Source organism: Halobacillus sp. K22 (genome assembly GCF_052246795.1).
In the GTDB taxonomy this organism is placed as follows: domain Bacteria; phylum Bacillota; class Bacilli; order Bacillales; family Halobacillaceae; genus Halobacillus.
The window spans coordinates 1-15,416 of record NZ_JBQQCN010000045.1 but is presented as its reverse complement, the minus strand read 5'-3'; the positions used below and the strand labels follow the sequence as shown (position 1 = coordinate 15,416).

General features: G+C 36.2%; 26 protein-coding genes and 1 pseudogene. 5 read left to right on the top strand and 22 right to left on the bottom strand.

The features are described 5' to 3' along the window. The 10 genes from ACTWPM_RS20215 to ACTWPM_RS20170 form a co-directional block, all read right to left on the bottom strand. Nucleotides 1-163: helix-turn-helix domain-containing protein (locus tag ACTWPM_RS20215; RefSeq protein ID WP_443134777.1), on the bottom strand; the 163-nt coding region annotated here is incomplete at its 3' end. Nucleotides 164-191: 28 nt separating this feature from the next. Next, nucleotides 192-380, bottom strand: coding sequence for a hypothetical protein (locus tag ACTWPM_RS20210; protein ID WP_443134775.1), 189 nt, complete (start codon nucleotides 378-380; stop codon nucleotides 192-194). A 462-nt stretch (nucleotides 381-842) separates the two neighbouring features. Then, on the bottom strand, nucleotides 843-1,193 hold the full coding sequence (locus tag ACTWPM_RS20205; protein ID WP_443134774.1) for a DUF2200 domain-containing protein: 351 nt from the start codon (nucleotides 1,191-1,193) through the stop codon (nucleotides 843-845). 163 nt (nucleotides 1,194-1,356) lie between these two features. Next, nucleotides 1,357-1,707 carry a hypothetical protein gene (locus ACTWPM_RS20200; protein WP_443134773.1) on the bottom strand — a complete coding sequence of 117 codons (351 nt, stop codon included), beginning with the start codon at nucleotides 1,705-1,707 and terminating at the stop codon, nucleotides 1,357-1,359. 185 nt (nucleotides 1,708-1,892) lie between these two features. After that, nucleotides 1,893-2,468, bottom strand: a complete 576-nt coding sequence (locus tag ACTWPM_RS20195) for a histidine phosphatase family protein (protein ID WP_443134772.1) — start codon at nucleotides 2,466-2,468, stop codon at nucleotides 1,893-1,895. A 30-nt stretch (nucleotides 2,469-2,498) separates the two neighbouring features. Next, nucleotides 2,499-2,690, bottom strand: a complete 192-nt coding sequence (locus ACTWPM_RS20190) for a helix-turn-helix transcriptional regulator (RefSeq protein ID WP_443134776.1) — start codon at nucleotides 2,688-2,690, stop codon at nucleotides 2,499-2,501. Beyond that, nucleotides 2,680-3,021 carry a hypothetical protein gene (locus ACTWPM_RS20185; RefSeq protein ID WP_443134771.1) on the bottom strand — a complete coding sequence of 114 codons (342 nt, stop codon included), beginning with the start codon at nucleotides 3,019-3,021 and terminating at the stop codon, nucleotides 2,680-2,682. The genes ACTWPM_RS20190 and ACTWPM_RS20185 overlap by 11 nt, the downstream gene beginning before the upstream one ends. Nucleotides 3,022-3,150: 129 nt before the next feature. Further along, nucleotides 3,151-3,741 carry a hypothetical protein gene (locus tag ACTWPM_RS20180; protein WP_443134770.1) on the bottom strand — a complete coding sequence of 197 codons (591 nt, stop codon included), beginning with the start codon at nucleotides 3,739-3,741 and terminating at the stop codon, nucleotides 3,151-3,153. Nucleotides 3,742-3,877: 136 nt separating this feature from the next. Continuing rightward, entirely contained in the window at nucleotides 3,878-4,060 is a 183-nt protein-coding gene (locus tag ACTWPM_RS20175) for a hypothetical protein (RefSeq protein WP_443134769.1), read from the bottom strand. A 172-nt stretch (nucleotides 4,061-4,232) separates the two neighbouring features. Then, nucleotides 4,233-4,679, bottom strand: coding sequence for a hypothetical protein (locus ACTWPM_RS20170; protein WP_443134768.1), 447 nt, complete (start codon nucleotides 4,677-4,679; stop codon nucleotides 4,233-4,235). Between the two features lie 316 nt (nucleotides 4,680-4,995). Here ACTWPM_RS20170 and ACTWPM_RS20165 point away from each other — a divergent pair, with 316 nt between their 5' ends. Then, nucleotides 4,996-5,139, top strand: coding sequence for a hypothetical protein (locus ACTWPM_RS20165; RefSeq protein ID WP_173380426.1), 144 nt, complete (start codon nucleotides 4,996-4,998; stop codon nucleotides 5,137-5,139). A gap of 199 nt (nucleotides 5,140-5,338) precedes the next feature. Here the strand turns inward: ACTWPM_RS20165 and ACTWPM_RS20160 are convergent, their stop codons facing one another. From ACTWPM_RS20160 to ACTWPM_RS20130, 7 genes and pseudogenes are all read right to left on the bottom strand, one after another. Continuing rightward, complete coding sequence (locus tag ACTWPM_RS20160; RefSeq protein ID WP_443134767.1) at nucleotides 5,339-6,214, bottom strand: S66 peptidase family protein; 876 nt, start codon at nucleotides 6,212-6,214, stop codon at nucleotides 5,339-5,341. Nucleotides 6,215-6,370: 156 nt separating this feature from the next. Next, nucleotides 6,371-6,847 (bottom strand): hypothetical protein, encoded by a 477-nt coding sequence (locus ACTWPM_RS20155; RefSeq protein WP_443134766.1) that lies wholly within the window; start codon nucleotides 6,845-6,847, stop codon nucleotides 6,371-6,373. A gap of 144 nt (nucleotides 6,848-6,991) precedes the next feature. Then, complete coding sequence (locus ACTWPM_RS20150; RefSeq protein ID WP_443134765.1) at nucleotides 6,992-7,387, bottom strand: VOC family protein; 396 nt, start codon at nucleotides 7,385-7,387, stop codon at nucleotides 6,992-6,994. A 66-nt stretch (nucleotides 7,388-7,453) separates the two neighbouring features. Continuing rightward, nucleotides 7,454-8,137, bottom strand: a complete 684-nt coding sequence (locus tag ACTWPM_RS20145) for a lysostaphin resistance A-like protein (protein ID WP_443134764.1) — start codon at nucleotides 8,135-8,137, stop codon at nucleotides 7,454-7,456. A gap of 772 nt (nucleotides 8,138-8,909) precedes the next feature. Beyond that, on the bottom strand, nucleotides 8,910-9,044 hold the full coding sequence (locus tag ACTWPM_RS20140) for a hypothetical protein (protein ID WP_443134763.1): 135 nt from the start codon (nucleotides 9,042-9,044) through the stop codon (nucleotides 8,910-8,912). Between the two features lie 201 nt (nucleotides 9,045-9,245). After that, nucleotides 9,246-10,036 (bottom strand): annotated as a pseudogene (locus ACTWPM_RS20135) (GyrI-like domain-containing protein). A 361-nt stretch (nucleotides 10,037-10,397) separates the two neighbouring features. Further along, nucleotides 10,398-10,553, bottom strand: coding sequence for a hypothetical protein (locus ACTWPM_RS20130; protein ID WP_443134762.1), 156 nt, complete (start codon nucleotides 10,551-10,553; stop codon nucleotides 10,398-10,400). Between the two features lie 333 nt (nucleotides 10,554-10,886). On the opposite strand from ACTWPM_RS20130, the gene ACTWPM_RS20125 reads away from it, so the two are divergent. The 3 genes from ACTWPM_RS20125 (at nucleotide 10,887) to ACTWPM_RS20115 (ending at nucleotide 12,550) form a co-directional block, all read left to right on the top strand. After that, complete coding sequence (locus ACTWPM_RS20125; protein WP_443134761.1) at nucleotides 10,887-11,030, top strand: hypothetical protein; 144 nt, start codon at nucleotides 10,887-10,889, stop codon at nucleotides 11,028-11,030. A 64-nt stretch (nucleotides 11,031-11,094) separates the two neighbouring features. Beyond that, entirely contained in the window at nucleotides 11,095-11,397 is a 303-nt protein-coding gene (locus ACTWPM_RS20120; RefSeq protein ID WP_443134760.1) for a hypothetical protein, read from the top strand. Between the two features lie 637 nt (nucleotides 11,398-12,034). Further along, complete coding sequence (locus ACTWPM_RS20115) at nucleotides 12,035-12,550, top strand: SRPBCC domain-containing protein (protein WP_443134759.1); 516 nt, start codon at nucleotides 12,035-12,037, stop codon at nucleotides 12,548-12,550. A gap of 128 nt (nucleotides 12,551-12,678) precedes the next feature. Here the strand turns inward: ACTWPM_RS20115 and ACTWPM_RS20110 are convergent, their stop codons facing one another. From ACTWPM_RS20110 to ACTWPM_RS20090, 5 genes are all read right to left on the bottom strand, one after another. Further along, nucleotides 12,679-13,293 (bottom strand): nucleotidyltransferase, encoded by a 615-nt coding sequence (locus ACTWPM_RS20110; protein ID WP_443134758.1) that lies wholly within the window; start codon nucleotides 13,291-13,293, stop codon nucleotides 12,679-12,681. Continuing rightward, nucleotides 13,244-13,606, bottom strand: a complete 363-nt coding sequence (locus ACTWPM_RS20105; RefSeq protein ID WP_443134757.1) for a nuclear transport factor 2 family protein — start codon at nucleotides 13,604-13,606, stop codon at nucleotides 13,244-13,246. The genes ACTWPM_RS20110 and ACTWPM_RS20105 overlap by 50 nt, the downstream gene beginning before the upstream one ends. A 127-nt stretch (nucleotides 13,607-13,733) precedes the next feature. Further along, nucleotides 13,734-14,015, bottom strand: coding sequence for a hypothetical protein (locus ACTWPM_RS20100; protein WP_443134756.1), 282 nt, complete (start codon nucleotides 14,013-14,015; stop codon nucleotides 13,734-13,736). A 116-nt stretch (nucleotides 14,016-14,131) separates the two neighbouring features. After that, on the bottom strand, nucleotides 14,132-14,353 hold the full coding sequence (locus ACTWPM_RS20095) for a DUF3953 domain-containing protein (protein ID WP_443134755.1): 222 nt from the start codon (nucleotides 14,351-14,353) through the stop codon (nucleotides 14,132-14,134). Nucleotides 14,354-14,418: 65 nt separating this feature from the next. Then, nucleotides 14,419-15,066, bottom strand: a complete 648-nt coding sequence (locus ACTWPM_RS20090) for a polysaccharide deacetylase family protein (protein ID WP_443134754.1) — start codon at nucleotides 15,064-15,066, stop codon at nucleotides 14,419-14,421. A 142-nt stretch (nucleotides 15,067-15,208) separates the two neighbouring features. Between ACTWPM_RS20090 and ACTWPM_RS20085 the strand changes: the two genes are divergently transcribed. Further along, the coding region (locus ACTWPM_RS20085) for a helix-turn-helix domain-containing protein (RefSeq protein WP_443134753.1) at nucleotides 15,209-15,416 on the top strand (208 nt) is incomplete at its 3' end.

Below are 15,416 nucleotides of genomic sequence, written 5' to 3'. Positions count from 1 at the left end.
AGTAACTCAAGCCTTTTCCGGTTTCTTTGTAGGCACTGCTCCATTCAGAGAGGAAATGATTGAAGACAAAACGAGCGCAACCTATTGTCTTAGCGATGAGCGATTCTTGGGTTTTATTTGGATAGATCCGAAAGTTATACGCTTTATGCCTCAACCTTTTCACCTCCTAATTAGGAACGTATGTTCTTACTTTAGGATATCACGGTAGGGAGAATATTCAAAGGCATTCGCCTTACGGCGACGGCATTCATCTCCCCCTTACCACCGGTCTTCGACACGGCGCTTGAAGAGGGAGTCTTCTGCCGATAAATGATAAAAAAATAAAACCCGAGAAATCCGGCAATTAATAACCACGCCATTACTTCCGTCAATTTAGTCATTCCGCACATAATATACTCCCTATAACAGATTAAGAATGTTATTAAGTTATAGAATGATATGAAAATCTTAAACGATAATTATTATAAAGCTTACCTCCAACATTCTTTCATCCATATTAACACAAAGTTTTACAATTAATACCAATATATTTTACATGCGGATCTTTGTTCTCAGCTCTCCAATTCTATGGTAGTGTGAATATTTGGAGGGATACCAGGTGAGAGATTATTCAATTCTACTGTGGTGCACGTTAGTTTTAACTTCTTTAGGAGCCTGGATATTATATGGTTTGCTAGGTATTAGTGCCTTTTTTATACCTATCGTGGCTCTGCTCATTTTTATATCTAATCAGCTCAATAGGTTAGAAGTAAAATTAACAAAAAATAAAGATAAGGAGTCACAATAGGACGACTCTTTATCTTTATTTTTGTATGGGAATCGATGTTTCCTCATTCTTACTGCTATTCCCTCAATATCTTCTCCATCGCTTTACCCTTAGCTAACTCGTCAATCAGCTTGTCCATATAGCGGATTTCCTGCATCGTTGGTTCTTCGATATCTTCCACTCTGACCCCGCAGATCACTCCTTTGATCAAACGCCGTGAAGGATTAAGTTCAGGTGCTTCCTCAAAGAAGGTTTCAAAATCTGTCTCCTTTTCCAGCTGCGCTTCTAACTCATCCTGGCTATACGCCGTCAACCAACGGATGATTTCATCGACTTCTGCCTTCGTTCGTCCTTTTTTCTCCGCTTTCGTAATATAATGGGGATAGACTTTTGAGACACTCATGGTATAGATCTTATGTTTAGTCATAATTCATCCACCCTTCCATGTCTTTTTGAGTTATAGTTCTTCAATTATATCATTAAAAAATTATTGTTGATTTCTTATGGTAGATATTTTTAACTTGGATTCAAGTCGGTCTTTTTATTAAAAATCGTACCAACCGGAAGCCTTGCAGTTTCGCTACTTACGATTAAGGTTTACTTTTTTCAACAATAAGTTTACTCGCTGTTCGATTGTCAATTTCGTTATTTTCTCCTTTATCATTTACCCATACTTGCACAAGCGGCTGTTCAGATTGGCTTACGAATTCATCTAACTCCCCAAATACTTCAACCTCTCCACTGAACTCAGTGCTCTCATCAATCAAGATTTTATAAGTTGGATAAGTTGCTTCCGGGTCAATCTCGTCTTCTACTACAATGATCCTATCTTCCTTCACTTCATGAATGGCACCTTGAAAATCTGCCTCCTCTTCGCTTCCACAACCGGCAATGAAAAACAACACAAACAGTAATATACTACTTAATAATTTATTTATCATATGGCCCCTTTCTTTACTATCTCTTGATTTTTTCAACCCTCGGCTAACTACATCGGTGATAAGAAAAAATTTCACTAAAACCTTTTAATACAGTGGTATTCTATCAAATCTTCTATCTTATTCTAACATGGCAGGCTGTTAAAAAAGCGATCGTTCCTATTGAACAATCGCTCCTGTTAGTATCATTAATAATTAACTTTTAGAAATCCAGTTTCTTTAGGGAAGTCATTTCTCGTAAGTTCTCGGCCAGTTATAAACTGTTTATACGCGGTTATTGTTCCATCGTGAGATACTACATATATTCTCTTCTTTCCAACTTGTTTACACCATTTTAAAAACCTGGTGGCTATAACGTTAAACTCTTCTTCAGGTAATGTATTTATCCCATCTATCCACCAACCATTTGATAGTTTCTCTTCAAGATGAAAAGCAGTGAAGTCGAGTTTTGTTTCATTTTTCGTGAGAATTTCATCGCACGGGAGGGTTTGCCAATCTGGATTTTGAGGAAACATCCTGGGAGCTACTAAGGGGGTGACTATTTTGTGGCACTTTACTCCCTCACTCCATATTTGAGCTGTCTGCAGGGTTCTTCTGATTGGACTACTTACAATTACATCAGTATTGGACAATGGGAACTGTTTTTTCAACGTTTTCGCTTGAATGATTCCTTCCTCAGTTAATGCAGGGTCTGAGGTATGTAAACTCTCCGGTAAATCTAAGGTGTGTTCGCCTTGCCCGTGTCTTATAAAGACTAACTCCATTAGAACTCCCCTTTTAACTAAAGTCCCTCATTACTTATTTTTAAAAACATTATCTACAGTTGTATCAAGCACTTCTGCTATTTTGAATGCCAGCTGTAACGTAGGATCATACCGGTCATTTTCAATAGCGTTAATGGTTTGGCGTGACACCTTACATTTTTTAGCTAACATATCCTGAGTTAGCCCTGCGCTTTTTCGAAGTTCAGAAATTTTATTTTGCATTTCCACTTAACCGCCTGCTATATATTATGTAATAGACAAAATAGCTTCCAATCAGTAGTAATAAGTAAAATAGCTCTGGATGATTAAACGGAGCATTTTTAAGTAAACCTGTGTTTAAATTGAAAAACCTAAAAATAATGTTGATCACAAAAACGATGAAAAGAAATGTCCAACTGCCTACAATGGCTTTTTGTTTGATTAATTGAGAGCGTTCATCATCACTCTTGTTAATGCCGCCATACTCCTCATTCCCAGTAAACCGGCCAATAATCAAAAATATGATGACTCCAACTAAAATAGACACAGCCCATCCGGTTAACAATGTAATCACCTCTTTGAAATGTCAAAAGTTCTTTCCATTTCAAATTATCACAACGGATTCGGTAATGTCAAAAGTATTTTACATATCAACTGTTTAGAATTATTTTTGTGTCATTCCAGCCAATAAACAGAGCTGCGACTAAACACTACTATCTTCCTTATAGAGTAAATCTTTCTTATTAAGATTTAATTTTATCTCATTTGCGAATGGAACATTTTTCCCTATTTTAAATTGCCAATTCTGCAAGTTTAGAAAATCATTTCTTTCTCTCAGTTTTCTTGTCTCCAATAAGTCTTCCACAGACCTGTTAACTGGGATTTCATTACTCCTGGCTAATTGATTTCGATAATGCTTTTCAAAATCATTTTCCGTGCATTTGTTAACTCTTATAAAGTGTTTTTTTAGTTTCTGCCTGACAAAATCTCTTTTTTTACGGTCTTTTATTCTGAGTACAGCATGATGAATATGTTTTAAATCATGGCAGGATTTACACAAAGACTGGATATCTTTTAGGACTAACAGAAAATTCCCCTCGTCGTACTCCCAGACTTCATGAGCCTGGAGTTTATCTTCATCACGAAAGCCGCATATTTGGCATGTAAAATCGTTTTTCTCATGAACATGGTTCCGAACAGAGTTCCATAAAGAACGAGGGATTGAATTTCTTACGGTTCTATTCTGTGCATAAGAAGGCTTTCGGATTTCAATCGTTAGCTTAAAATCTTGCATAATAACCTCCGAGTGGCGATAGTGACTTTCAACTTCTTAAACAAGACTTTTAATTCCTTCTATTCAGCAATTAACTGCTGCCTGGCACCTTCTCTAATAACTAAGATCATTTGGCAGGATATAAGAAGCGTATATTTTATAATTCGCTTTCTCGATTACCGGAAAAGTAAGTATATCCCATATACCCGAAAATGATGACGACGCCTATTACCTTAATGGTTCGATACCCAACATCACCTGTCGTGAAATCATAAACCAGAGAAACTATCATTATTAAAGCTCCGATTACTAATATGGCTAGTTTAACTTTTGAATTCATTTGTCTCCTCCTTGAACGCATTTTGTTTTGAATACCCTCAAGAAGAGGGAGTAAACATTTATTGGAAAGTTGTAAGCCTATCATTACACCAATATCCTACTACTTTTGAAAAAACATAAAAAAAGAAGCTCACTCTTTGTGAGAATAAGCCTCGTCCATACAATTTCTAAGCTCAAAACTTTTCCTCGAACTGACTTAAAATATGTTCTTTCAGTTTTTCTTTCTCTTCTCCACTTAGCTCACTCTCAACAGGAAATATTTTGTCTTGGTCAAAAACAAAGTCCTTAGGCATCAGCTGTGTTAAAGGGGAATTAAATTCCTTAGTTACGTCGCCATCTTCAGGAGTTGAATGCAGCAAGATCGTTTTTATGTATTTTCCTTCTTTTGAATAATAGTCTTCTATTTTACGCGCTTCTACTCTGAGTAAGTCTCCAGAACCACGCATGATTATTTGTGAATTAATCTCTTTATAAGCACCTTTTTCATCGCCTTGTGTTTTTGCTATAAAAGCCTCAATTTTTTCATCACTGCTGTTTTCACCGGAGCTGCTCTCTGTACTACAGCCGAATAAAATGCTTACTGTACCAATTAAAAGTAGTATCAACATGCATTTTTTCAAAATCTACACCTCTATTCAACATATTAACTAAAATCCCACTTTTTTAATGTGCATAGCGTAACATAAGTTAATAATTGTAAAAAGATGTGAATAAGATCCTTCTATAAATAAGAAAGCAGATTATCAATATTCTTCTAATTAAAATTCAAAAAACGTAAAAATATAGGGCGGATAACCTGGTTGCTATTAAATATAAAGTAGTTAAATAACTTAATTCTATTAATAAAGGCTATCGTACAAGCGCAATTGCTAGAATTTCATAGAGTATTAATGTAAGAGACGTCTCCTACACCACTATGGTAAAGGAGGGAGAACTATGAACTTTCTAAGAAACTTAGTCGCTGTTCTAATTGCTGTATTGTTTTTGGTAGCGCTTTTGTTAGCTGTGTTACTGGGATCAAGTGAACAACGTCAAATTGTCATCGACTGTATTAATGAGATTCTTGGAACCATTAGTTAAAAATGTTTAAAGGGCTATGCATAATAACATAGCCCTTTAAATTCCAACGCAAGTGTACAAGCCTTTAGTAAACCTTAATTTTTGAATTCAAAATTCTTACAAGCTTGTTGTTAGATTCTTGCTCTGAAAACTTATCGATAAATATGGTATCCCCTCGACAATTCTTACTCAGATTAATAAAAATTTTAATTCTGTACATTCAACTCTTCCATAACAAGCCTGAATCTACTACCAACCGCGGCGGCGATGTTGTGAGTTTTGCGGTTGCTCCCAGGGGTACACCATAATTTGGCTGGCAATGACCAAAGTAAAAATTCTCAACAACGGGGAATGGAGCATGTGCGAAGAAATTTTGAAGCACTTCTTTTATTTTTATCAATTGGTCTGATTCCGCTTGAAAGTTACCCAACACAACCCCTTGAAGTTCATCGAATACCCCTGCCTGTTCGAGGTGAGTAAGCATCAAATCCACACGAAATGCTGGTTCTGCAACTTCCTCAATCAGCAGAATGGCCCCGTTCGAATTCACTTGATAAGGCGTTCCCAAACTATTGGTGAGCAGCGTAAGGTTCCCGCCCACCAAATGCCCTTCTCCTGAACCATGAGTTAGCGTGCTAAGACGTGATTTGTGAGAATCATAATTCAAAGATTCTCCCGTGAACAAAGATGAAAACGAAGATTCTGTCTCCCTTGTTCTTTGTTCGTCATTCAGATCGGATGCCACCATAGGACCGTGGAAAGTAACCAGGTCCCCGTATTTTTGAATGGCATTAAGCAAGTATGTAATGTCGCTGTATCCCCAGAATATTTTAGGATTACTTTGTATCAAGTTGTAATCAATATTAGGAGCTATTTTGGCTGTCCCGTACCCTCCATTCGCGCAAAAAATCCCGCGTATAGAAGGATCACCAAAGGCCTCATGCAAGTCAGCAAGCCGCTTTTGATCGACAGCGGCAAGGTTTTCCTCATTATCAAACACGTGTCGCCCAATGACAACTTCAAGTCCCATCTTTTCCAGTACACGTTTTCCCTGTAACAAATGTTCTTCGTCTGGTGATCCAGCGGGGGCAATCACGGCTACACGATCTCCTTTTTCTAATACATATGGTTTTATAATAAGATTTCCTCGCTTATTTAATTATAGCATTTGAATATCATTCATTCTTTTGAGTAATAGTTCTTTTATGTCACTTCAGACAGGTAGCTTTGTTTATAGCTAGATAGATTTTTCTTAATAAATAGACTCATAGAAATCGTAAATTTCTTTATATAAAGCCGGCCGCCCATTATGAACTTTATATACTTCGTCTGTGGATCCTCCGTTTTCAAAGCTCACAACTATACCTTTACCTTCACTTGATAAGTCCATGAATAATACATTTTTTCGATTTGCTGAATTAGCTACTGAAATGGTCATGATATTACCATCACTCGCGTATTTCCTCGTTAATTCATTGACGTTGGATTGCTTTACCCTTTTAAGTTTTATATCAGAAATCAATGATTCAAATTCAGCTATTTTGTTCTGTTCGCTCGTTTCAGCTTCTTCATTAGCGGAAATGGTGTATTTATCTTCACGTATCTCTATAGTACCTATAGGTTTCTTTTCTTCTAATAGAGATGATAATGAGTAAATCTGATCTTCCTGAAGTTCGCACCCCGTTATAAAAACAGTAAAAACAATTAATAAAAAGAAGCGAATTTTCATACGAACAACCTTTCAGCACAGATCTATTTGTTAAGTCAATCTGTGTTTCAATTAAGATTTACAAAAGCAAAAAAAGGATAACTGCCTCTAATTGGCTCATCATCCCCGTGGAAGTAAGACTAAGATAGTGGAAAAGTTACATGGTTAGGGTGCAACAAATTCTACTTTAATCCGATCCGGATCTTCAAAGTAAACCGCATAATAATCTTTACCACCTGCAAAAGGATGTTCGTTTTGGTATAAAATGTTTATACCTCTCCCCTTCAGCATCTTTGTCATCTCATCAACTCTTTCACGCGAGGAAGCGTGAAAAGCTAAGTGATTCAAACCAGTCCTGCACCTGTGATAAGGCACGTCTAAATATTCATCTTCTGTTTGGACAAACACTAAATAAGTTTCTCCTAACTTCCAGCTTTGTCCTTCACTCCATTTTAGATAAGACTGATAACCTAACTCTCCCAGAAACCAGCCCCAAAACGATGCTGACTTCTCTAAATTGGACACATAAACTTCCACATGATGCAGTAAGCCTTCACGCATGGCAAGTCCACCTTCCTAAACTGAATTCCATGATCCCAATTAAATAGCTGTACTATTCTATTAGAGCTATGAATAAATGATTGTGACTATAATTACCACCAATGTGTTCCACAGTCCATGAGCGACCATAGATGCGGTTAACCGCTTAGTGTATAAATAAAGCACAGTATAAGCGGTGCTTGGCACGAGAAGATCAATCCATTCTACAAGATCCCCAGGCAAATGACCTGCTGCAAAAAATAATATGGAGAAAGCGGCAGCTATATAAAGCACGACTTTAGAATCGTTAAAAATACCCGCTAATGCGCCAATAAAAAAACCACGGTTGTATAACTCTTCAACTATTCCACCCCCGATGATACCCAGAGGTAAATACCACAATATATTCACCCAATTAGTATCAAGCATGACTAGTATTTCAGATATATCATCACGGGAAGCCCCACCTGTACTGGGGATGATCCAAATAAATTGAACTATGGCCCATCCAATCGCTACAGCTGCCCCCAATAAACTATCACGCTTCCAATTCTGTGTGGTCACACCTATCTTTCTAAAGCTCATCTTTAAAGAGCGTAATCCAATGTATAATAAAGGGATCACTAATAAAGCTTGTAATAATCCTATGATTGTTAGACCGAAACCCTCATATCCACCAAACAACCCCATCTGAAAGGGAATTTGCGTGATTATGAACAAAATAATTCCACCAATAATGATTGAAAACCAAATCGCCAGGTTTTTAATCATAGTATTCACCTCATCCTTTTAGTAAGGGAATAAGATCCTATTTAGGGAGTTGAGCATGGAATAGGTAATATTTACAGAGCTAACTTTTCAAGTTGCGCATTTCGATCATATCCTCTCCCTTTCTTTTACCTAGGAACTGCTGTAATTATCTATATTAAAGATAAACCTCAGAATTCCTCCTATTAGAATTGATATTTACATTTCAAATTAGGCTTAATCCTTACGCAAAAAGATAAGTAGCTATTTTTGATAATTGTTCTTCTAGGAGAGTGTCTGAAAATCAATTAGAAGTAAATGAGTTTCTTAAAAATAATAACTATAAAATTCAATTCAATAATAAAAAATGGTGAAGTTCTTTCACCATCAACCCGCCCTATCTAATTGTTAATCTATCCATTAGTCAAAAGGCGAACGTCGTCGTTAGTTATACAAATACCCTAATCCAAATGGTAATAATAAGAGTACTAAAGAACCTGGAACTAGCGTTAAGGAAGCAGATTTTGAAAGTTTCTCTCTCCCCTTACCTTTATACCACCCTGAAAATTGCCATTTATTCCTATACAGCACAAATAGAAATAATTCCTAATCCCCCCCTCTTTCATTAGAGCCATCGTTCCAACTGAACTAAATACATTATTTTTCTTTCCATTGTATGCGGCCATCCAGTGGCTTTAAATACCGAATCATGAAAAAATATTATATAAACGGACTACCTTCATTAAAGCAGTCCGTTTTCACTTATTCCTATATTAAAACTATCTCTAATGGAAGGTTAGTTATTGAAAATCCGAATTAAAAAACCATCTTCTTCTACTTGAGGCATAAAAAAAGTAACGCCATAGTTTGAAGCTACACCCATAATGACAGTCCATAACACTAAACTGGTCATCATCCATCTTGTGACCATCTTCCTTTTTGAACCGAAGCTCATCCCCATAAACGCGGAGATATGAGATCCAACGAAGAAAGGTCCAATAATCGTTAAACCAGGCAACCCATACCTATCAAAAAGCTTCTTTGCGCGTTTGCCTTTTTTCGATTCCTCCAATAACGCTGAAAATAAAAATGAGCTGTCGCAACAGCTCAGAGGTATATTTCGAATATTATTTTATGTTTTCAAAACCGGAATCCATATTTCGCACTTTACTGATGGTGAAGATAAATCCTTACTTTTAATTGACAAGATTTCAGGTCCTTCTGTTGCTTGATAGTTGGAGGTTGGAAACCACTCTGAATAAATCTTTCCCCATGTTTCCTGTAATGTGTTAGGGAATGGTCCTGTGGATTCGAATATCGCCCAGTTTAATGCAGGTACTTCAAGTTTAGTAAAATCTACAGGGCATTCCTGGTTTGTTGCTACTCCAATATATTGATCAAGTTCCCCTTTTTCTTCCATGCGTCCTTCTGAAAAGTTACTAGAGGCTTGAATCATGCCTTTTGGTTCAACATTAGAAAGTTTTTGTAATTGGTCTATCTTTTCCATAGTTAAGGATTGCCACATCGCAGCTATTTCCGGATTCTCACCTTCAAAAACTATTGGAACTCGTTTCATGATCCCAACGATGTTAAATGCTTCTTTTTGTTCAATTCGATAGTTCATTTCATTTCCTCCTCTAATTGATAATTGGAAGGTCATAAATGGATATGCTTTTAATTGCTGACCATTGTTCCTTGCTTCCGATGGGGTCACGCCATGTAAAATTATGAAAAGCCCTGGTAAATGAGTCCTCTACGGCGTATATATTCTGACAACGTTATTCCTGCAAGGAAAGAAAACATTCTTTTAAAATGATACTCGGAACAATAAGCTAAGCTTGCCACCACCTTAAAGTCTATTTCATTCGTAAGGTTTTCCTCGATATATTTCATTGCAGTGTTCATTTCCTTAAGCAAATCCATTCATGTGACCTCCATTCATCAATAGAATATCAAGAGTTAAGTCTAGCCATCCGACTTTTTGTGCACCCTTTTGCAGTATTAATTCTTAGTTAATTATAATACTTTCTCCGTTAAAATTGATTTGTATTTATTAATGTAGCTGCTTCGTTAGTTCAATAACCGATACCACTGTACAATTATCTCCACTTTTTCGGCACACCCAGTATCGCGATGGTACTGATCAACTCTTATCGATCCCTACACTTACTTGGACATTTATTGAATAACCTTAATGTTATTTTTCACCAAAAAAAAATCGCCCTTTGCAAAGGCGATTTTTTTAACAAACGTTCTTTTTCCTTCAAACAATTATAAAATGTCTCTATTCTTTCTCCAGTATAACAAGTGAAGAGACCATTGGTACCAGCCCAACTGGACTCTGAGATATAACCTTCCAGCCTTCTTGAAGAAGTTGATTTAACTCATCTAAGTTATTCTTTTTTTCGGATTGATAATTAACCGTGATTGCCTTTTGCATACTACACCTCCTTTTAATATGGGACCTATGATTACCAAAGCTTATCAAAAGATATATCTCAAGGCGACATTCAGTAATCATTTACGTCCGTTATGAATATCATTACCCTCTTGATGTCTTGATCGTGTCTTTCCATTTTTATCTATAATTTCCAAATCCTATTTACTCTTTTTGGGCTTTTTTTGCCCCCTTTAAACCAAGACTTGATGCAAAGCAGAAGAATATATTAATTCTATAAATAAAGGCTATCGTACAAGCGTAATTGATAGATTTTCATAGAGTAATTATGTAAGACGTCTCCTACACCCATTCTTGCGATAAAGGGGGAGAATTATGAATTTTTTAAGAAACTTAGTCGCTGTGCTAATTGCTGTTTTGTTTTTGGTGGCTCTTTTGGCAGCTGTTTTACTAGGATCAAGTGGGCAACGACAAATTGTCATCAATTGTATCAATGAGATTCTTGGAACCATTAATTAAAATTTAAAAATCTCTATGGATAAGAGAATAGTCATTAACTCTAACACGAAAGGGGGACATTCCATTGGAAAACTTTGATGATAATTATAGAAAAGATCAAGAAGACATTTCCCATTCAAATGATATAGATCTAAACAGCTTGCTGAAACTTTATTCCACATTATCGACGGAGGGTACATTATTCGATAAATTGGCGGGCATCAATGTATCAAACGACTCAATTGAATTTGATTTATCAAGCATCCTAAAAGTTATCTCTCAATCAACTTCTCCATCATATTCTGGAATAGAAAACGAACTAAACGATATTAAAAAGGAACTAAAAAGATTGAACAAAAACCTAAAAACCCTCAATAAAAAATGTTAATGACAATATCAATGGGTGGATGGTAAAAACCATTCCGCCTTTATTGTTTTCCATCCCTAATGCGAATTTTCACATCCGAACCATTGGAAACAAAAGTTTAAATATTCATGATAAAGAAAACTTTTTTAGTGAGAAGTTCTCATTCTCTCACTTGATAGATTACCATATCTCCTTCTTACATAACGTCACACAGCAGCTTCGCTTCAAAACGCAAGCCTTTCTGTAGATCGGCAATTGTAAAATTTGAGGGAAGATTGTAGCTGTTGCTAAAAACGGAAATTAAACAAATCTTAGAGTATTGCCCCTTCATTTCATAAGCTTTAGAGTCTACCTCAGCATGGCCACTTCAGCTTTATCTTTACCCCACAAGACATTGAAACTTCCAAATAGGTATTTCATGCCATTTTGATAAAACTTCAGCAGTATTCCTTGACAGAACTATTGCTGGAGGGGAATGATTACTTTAACACCAAGAAGTAACTTCGATTAAAGTGAAGAACTTGGAGGTGATCCATAATGTAACACCATACGCCCTTATGGAAATGTATTTAACTTTGACGCTAGTGAAGATAATAAACTTTCTAGTTCAGATGAAAAGTAAAAGCAACACGTTTTACAATTGGAGGGAGGAATTAATTTGTCAATCAATGAATTGAAAACTAGAATAGAGAACGAACAGGTGGTAATTCTGGAGCGAAACTTCGATGCACCTCGCGATCTCGTGTTTAAAATGTTTAAAGAACCTGAGCATCTCAAGCATTGGTGGGGACCAATTGGCTGGGAACTTCCAATTTGCCACGTTGATTTCCGACCGGGTGGCACATGGCATTTCTGTATGAAATGTATGGATCAGAATCAAGGAGAATATTATGGTATGGAATCTTGGGGGAAAGTTATTTACAGGGATATTATGGAACCAGTGATGATTACTTGCACCGATTATTTCTCAGATGCAGATGGTAATATTGACGAAACAATGCCATCTTCTGAGATCCGATTGGAATTCATCGATATGGATGACAAGATGAAGCTGATTAACCGTACAGAATATGATTCTCCGAAAGCTCTAAATAAAGTTATGGATATGGGTATGTTACAAGGCATCACTGAAACTTGGAACCGTCTGGAAGAGCATCTGAAAGAAGTCAAATAACTTAACCAGTATGGTATAAGGGGCGAGAGCACTATTACACAATCGCCCCAGTTTGTTTAGATTGGAAATTAAAATGTCTCTCAGAAAGTATTAAAGTTATGCTCGTAGTTAGCAAAAATCAACTATTTTCAAGTTGTATAGATCATACTTTTTAAGAAATCAATTTTTCTAAAATCTTTATTGTTATTATTATCTGCTCGATAACTATCCATCGATGAAGATTCGTAAACTCTTAAATATTGTTCAGGACCTAACAAATAATATTTCACTCCTTGCATTTTTTGCATTTCTAAGTCCTCTAACTGCACTCCTGCAAAGTCTGGCAACGTGTCAATTATACCAAATTCAACGGATAACCCTTCTTTCGAGAACTCATGTTCATGTAAATCCATTAAGTCATATTCCATCGAATTCATAATACTTACAATTTCATTCCATTTATGTATATTCAATTCGGGCGGTATTTCCCATCCTCTTTTATCTCCAGGCACATGGATATCTAAGTCTTGTGCCTGCCAACTCTTACCTGTAACAACTTCTAAGCCAACCGATCCCATCAATAACGGAATAATTCCATTATCATTTAGTTCTTTTGCAATTTTAATAAACTCATTAAATTTTTGATTATCCACTTTTGCTTTATTCCCCCAGCCTTGATCAACTTTATTTGGTATTACAATAACGTTCCTTAATTCATTGGTCCGTAACAGTTCCCTGGTGAAATACCATTTGCCATTTTTCATCATTATATTTCCAGACAGAGCTTCTTAAGGAGTGCTTCTGTTTACTTTCTATAAATATCTTAAAAGTAGTAAGTACAGATGTTGGGGAAAGGTACTTTATCTCGAAGTTACTCATAATTATCCCAGGATCGTCTTCACTTGGTAAGCGATTCAGAATGTTGTCTTTATCATAAATTTCACCTGTGCTTGAGTATTCGACAAAGTCCTCCGCTAATAACTCATTTAATATTTTTTCGGATTTACGAACTTCCCCCTTAAGTAAAGTTGTTTCTAAAGAGTACAACTGTTCTTTTATTTCTCTCTGATTACCCATGTAAATTCTCCCCCCCTTTAACTTTATCTCTCTCTTATTTCATCAGAAGAATCCAACCCCCCTTCTTACACTCAGTCTACATATGTATGGAGGGAAAATACTCGTTTAAGCAAGTGCCCCCTTATCTTTAATATTCAGTATTCATATTTTTTCTATGATGTAAGTAAATAGATCTTGTCCTGTTCAAGTTAGCCACTATCGATATAGTCCCCGCACCTACCAATATGAATTTAACCCCTACGCCTAGTGTATCAAGGAGTAACACAATGATAGAGATACAAACAGCCGTTACAACTGCAATAAGAATGTGTATTTTATATTTTTTTTCAAATGGTTTATTTGAAATCCTGTTTGGAACTTTCAACATGATTAAAAAGAGTGCAGAAAGAAAGAGGATAGCAATAATCAAAGATTGACCTCCTTTACCTGAAAACTTGATTTGGATATCTTTTAGCTTTTCTTCAACTAAATCGATCGCTAATATATGATTTGATTTCGAGGCAATCATTCATGTATTAGATTGCTTTATAAAGTATAAATCCCAACGAAAAAACTAAATCCAGCTGCAAGGATTGATGTGAAAGCGATCGGCTTTCGTTTTTGAAATTCGGTAACCCCCATAATAAGAAGATATCCACCCATTAATAGCAGCACATAAGGTAATATTATTTCTGCGGCACCCGTTATCAGGCCATAACTGCATAGAGCAACTACAATAGTCGCTAAAATTATTCTAAGTATTTTCATCACTTTTCCCCCTCAAGTAAGTTCTTATGAATTCATTAAGAAATGATAATTTATTAATGCTATCTTTAGTTAGACATTAAACTCTGAAGTTCATTAACTGTTACAAATTCATATCCTTTATTTGATAATGATTGTATGATACCTTCAAGGGCTTTTAATTCTTCCCCAGTATTGCCGTACATGGGATGCATTAAAATAATGGAGCCCGGTGTTATATTTTCGTTAACGTATTCAATCTTATTGGAAACATCAGTGTAAACTGTATCTGGCTCAAGGTTCCAAGTTATGGTGTCCTTGTTATGCTTAGATAAGTAATAAGGTAATCCTGCAATCTTTTTTCCATTTGGTGGCCGGAAGTCTATTTCTCCTTTATAACCAATGTTTCGAATGATCTCGTCTGTTTTTTCAATTTCTTCTTTGATAAACGAAGGTGATTTAAAAATCATACGTTGGTGAGAATAAGAATGATTTCCAATTTGATGACCATCATTTACTATTTTCTTTGCTTCTTGCTTATTTTCTTCAATTTCATTCCCAATTAGAAAAAAAGTAGCTTTTATATTATGTTTATTTAACAATGTGAGAATGTTATCTACATTCTCTGTGGGGCCATCATCAAAAGTTAAGGCGACTACTTTCTGGTTCGTTTCCACTTTATATGTTAATCCTCCGAACAATTGAAACGTTCTTGAATTCATCAATTTATCATTCATCGGCAGAAGACTCCCTCTTCAAGCGGCGTGTCGAAGACCGGTGGTAAGGGGGAGATGAATGCCGTCGCCGTAAGGCGAATGCCTTTGAATATTCTCCCCTCCGTGATATCCTAAAGAGAGAACATACGTTCCTGATTAGGAGGTGGAAAGGTTGAGGCATAAAGCGTATAACTTTCGGATCTATCCAAATAAAACCCAAGAATCGCTCATCGCTAAGACAATAGGTTGCGCTCGTTTTGTCTTCAATCATTTCCTCTCCGAATGGAGCCGTGCCTACAAGGAAACCGGAAAAGGTTTGAGTTACTCTACTTGTTCCAAACAACTACCCAAGCTTAAAAGAGAATTCCTTT

Bases quoted from the DNA above. Each gene is read 5' to 3' on its own strand.
- ACTWPM_RS20210 (WP_443134775.1), bottom strand. From the start codon at position 380: ATGACTAAATTGACGGAAGTAATGGCGTGGTTATTAATTGCCGGATTT.
- ACTWPM_RS20205 (WP_443134774.1), bottom strand. From the start codon at position 1,193: ATGACTAAACATAAGATCTATACCATGAGTGTCTCAAAAGTCTATCCC.
- ACTWPM_RS20200 (WP_443134773.1), bottom strand. From the start codon at position 1,707: ATGATAAATAAATTATTAAGTAGTATATTACTGTTTGTGTTGTTTTTC.
- ACTWPM_RS20195 (WP_443134772.1), bottom strand. From the start codon at position 2,468: ATGGAGTTAGTCTTTATAAGACACGGGCAAGGCGAACACACCTTAGAT.
- ACTWPM_RS20190 (WP_443134776.1), bottom strand. From the start codon at position 2,690: ATGCAAAATAAAATTTCTGAACTTCGAAAAAGCGCAGGGCTAACTCAG.
- ACTWPM_RS20180 (WP_443134770.1), bottom strand. From the start codon at position 3,741: ATGCAAGATTTTAAGCTAACGATTGAAATCCGAAAGCCTTCTTATGCA.
- ACTWPM_RS20175 (WP_443134769.1), bottom strand. From the start codon at position 4,060: ATGAATTCAAAAGTTAAACTAGCCATATTAGTAATCGGAGCTTTAATA.
- ACTWPM_RS20165 (WP_173380426.1), top strand. From the start codon at position 4,996: ATGAACTTTCTAAGAAACTTAGTCGCTGTTCTAATTGCTGTATTGTTT.
- ACTWPM_RS20155 (WP_443134766.1), bottom strand. From the start codon at position 6,847: ATGAAAATTCGCTTCTTTTTATTAATTGTTTTTACTGTTTTTATAACG.
- ACTWPM_RS20150 (WP_443134765.1), bottom strand. From the start codon at position 7,387: ATGCGTGAAGGCTTACTGCATCATGTGGAAGTTTATGTGTCCAATTTA.
- ACTWPM_RS20145 (WP_443134764.1), bottom strand. From the start codon at position 8,137: ATGATTAAAAACCTGGCGATTTGGTTTTCAATCATTATTGGTGGAATT.
- ACTWPM_RS20140 (WP_443134763.1), bottom strand. From the start codon at position 9,044: ATGGTCACAAGATGGATGATGACCAGTTTAGTGTTATGGACTGTCATT.
- ACTWPM_RS20130 (WP_443134762.1), bottom strand. From the start codon at position 10,553: ATGCAAAAGGCAATCACGGTTAATTATCAATCCGAAAAAAAGAATAAC.
- ACTWPM_RS20125 (WP_443134761.1), top strand. From the start codon at position 10,887: ATGAATTTTTTAAGAAACTTAGTCGCTGTGCTAATTGCTGTTTTGTTT.
- ACTWPM_RS20110 (WP_443134758.1), bottom strand. From the start codon at position 13,293: ATGAAAAATGGCAAATGGTATTTCACCAGGGAACTGTTACGGACCAAT.
- ACTWPM_RS20105 (WP_443134757.1), bottom strand. From the start codon at position 13,606: ATGGGTAATCAGAGAGAAATAAAAGAACAGTTGTACTCTTTAGAAACA.
- ACTWPM_RS20095 (WP_443134755.1), bottom strand. From the start codon at position 14,353: ATGAAAATACTTAGAATAATTTTAGCGACTATTGTAGTTGCTCTATGC.
- ACTWPM_RS20090 (WP_443134754.1), bottom strand. From the start codon at position 15,066: ATGAATGATAAATTGATGAATTCAAGAACGTTTCAATTGTTCGGAGGA.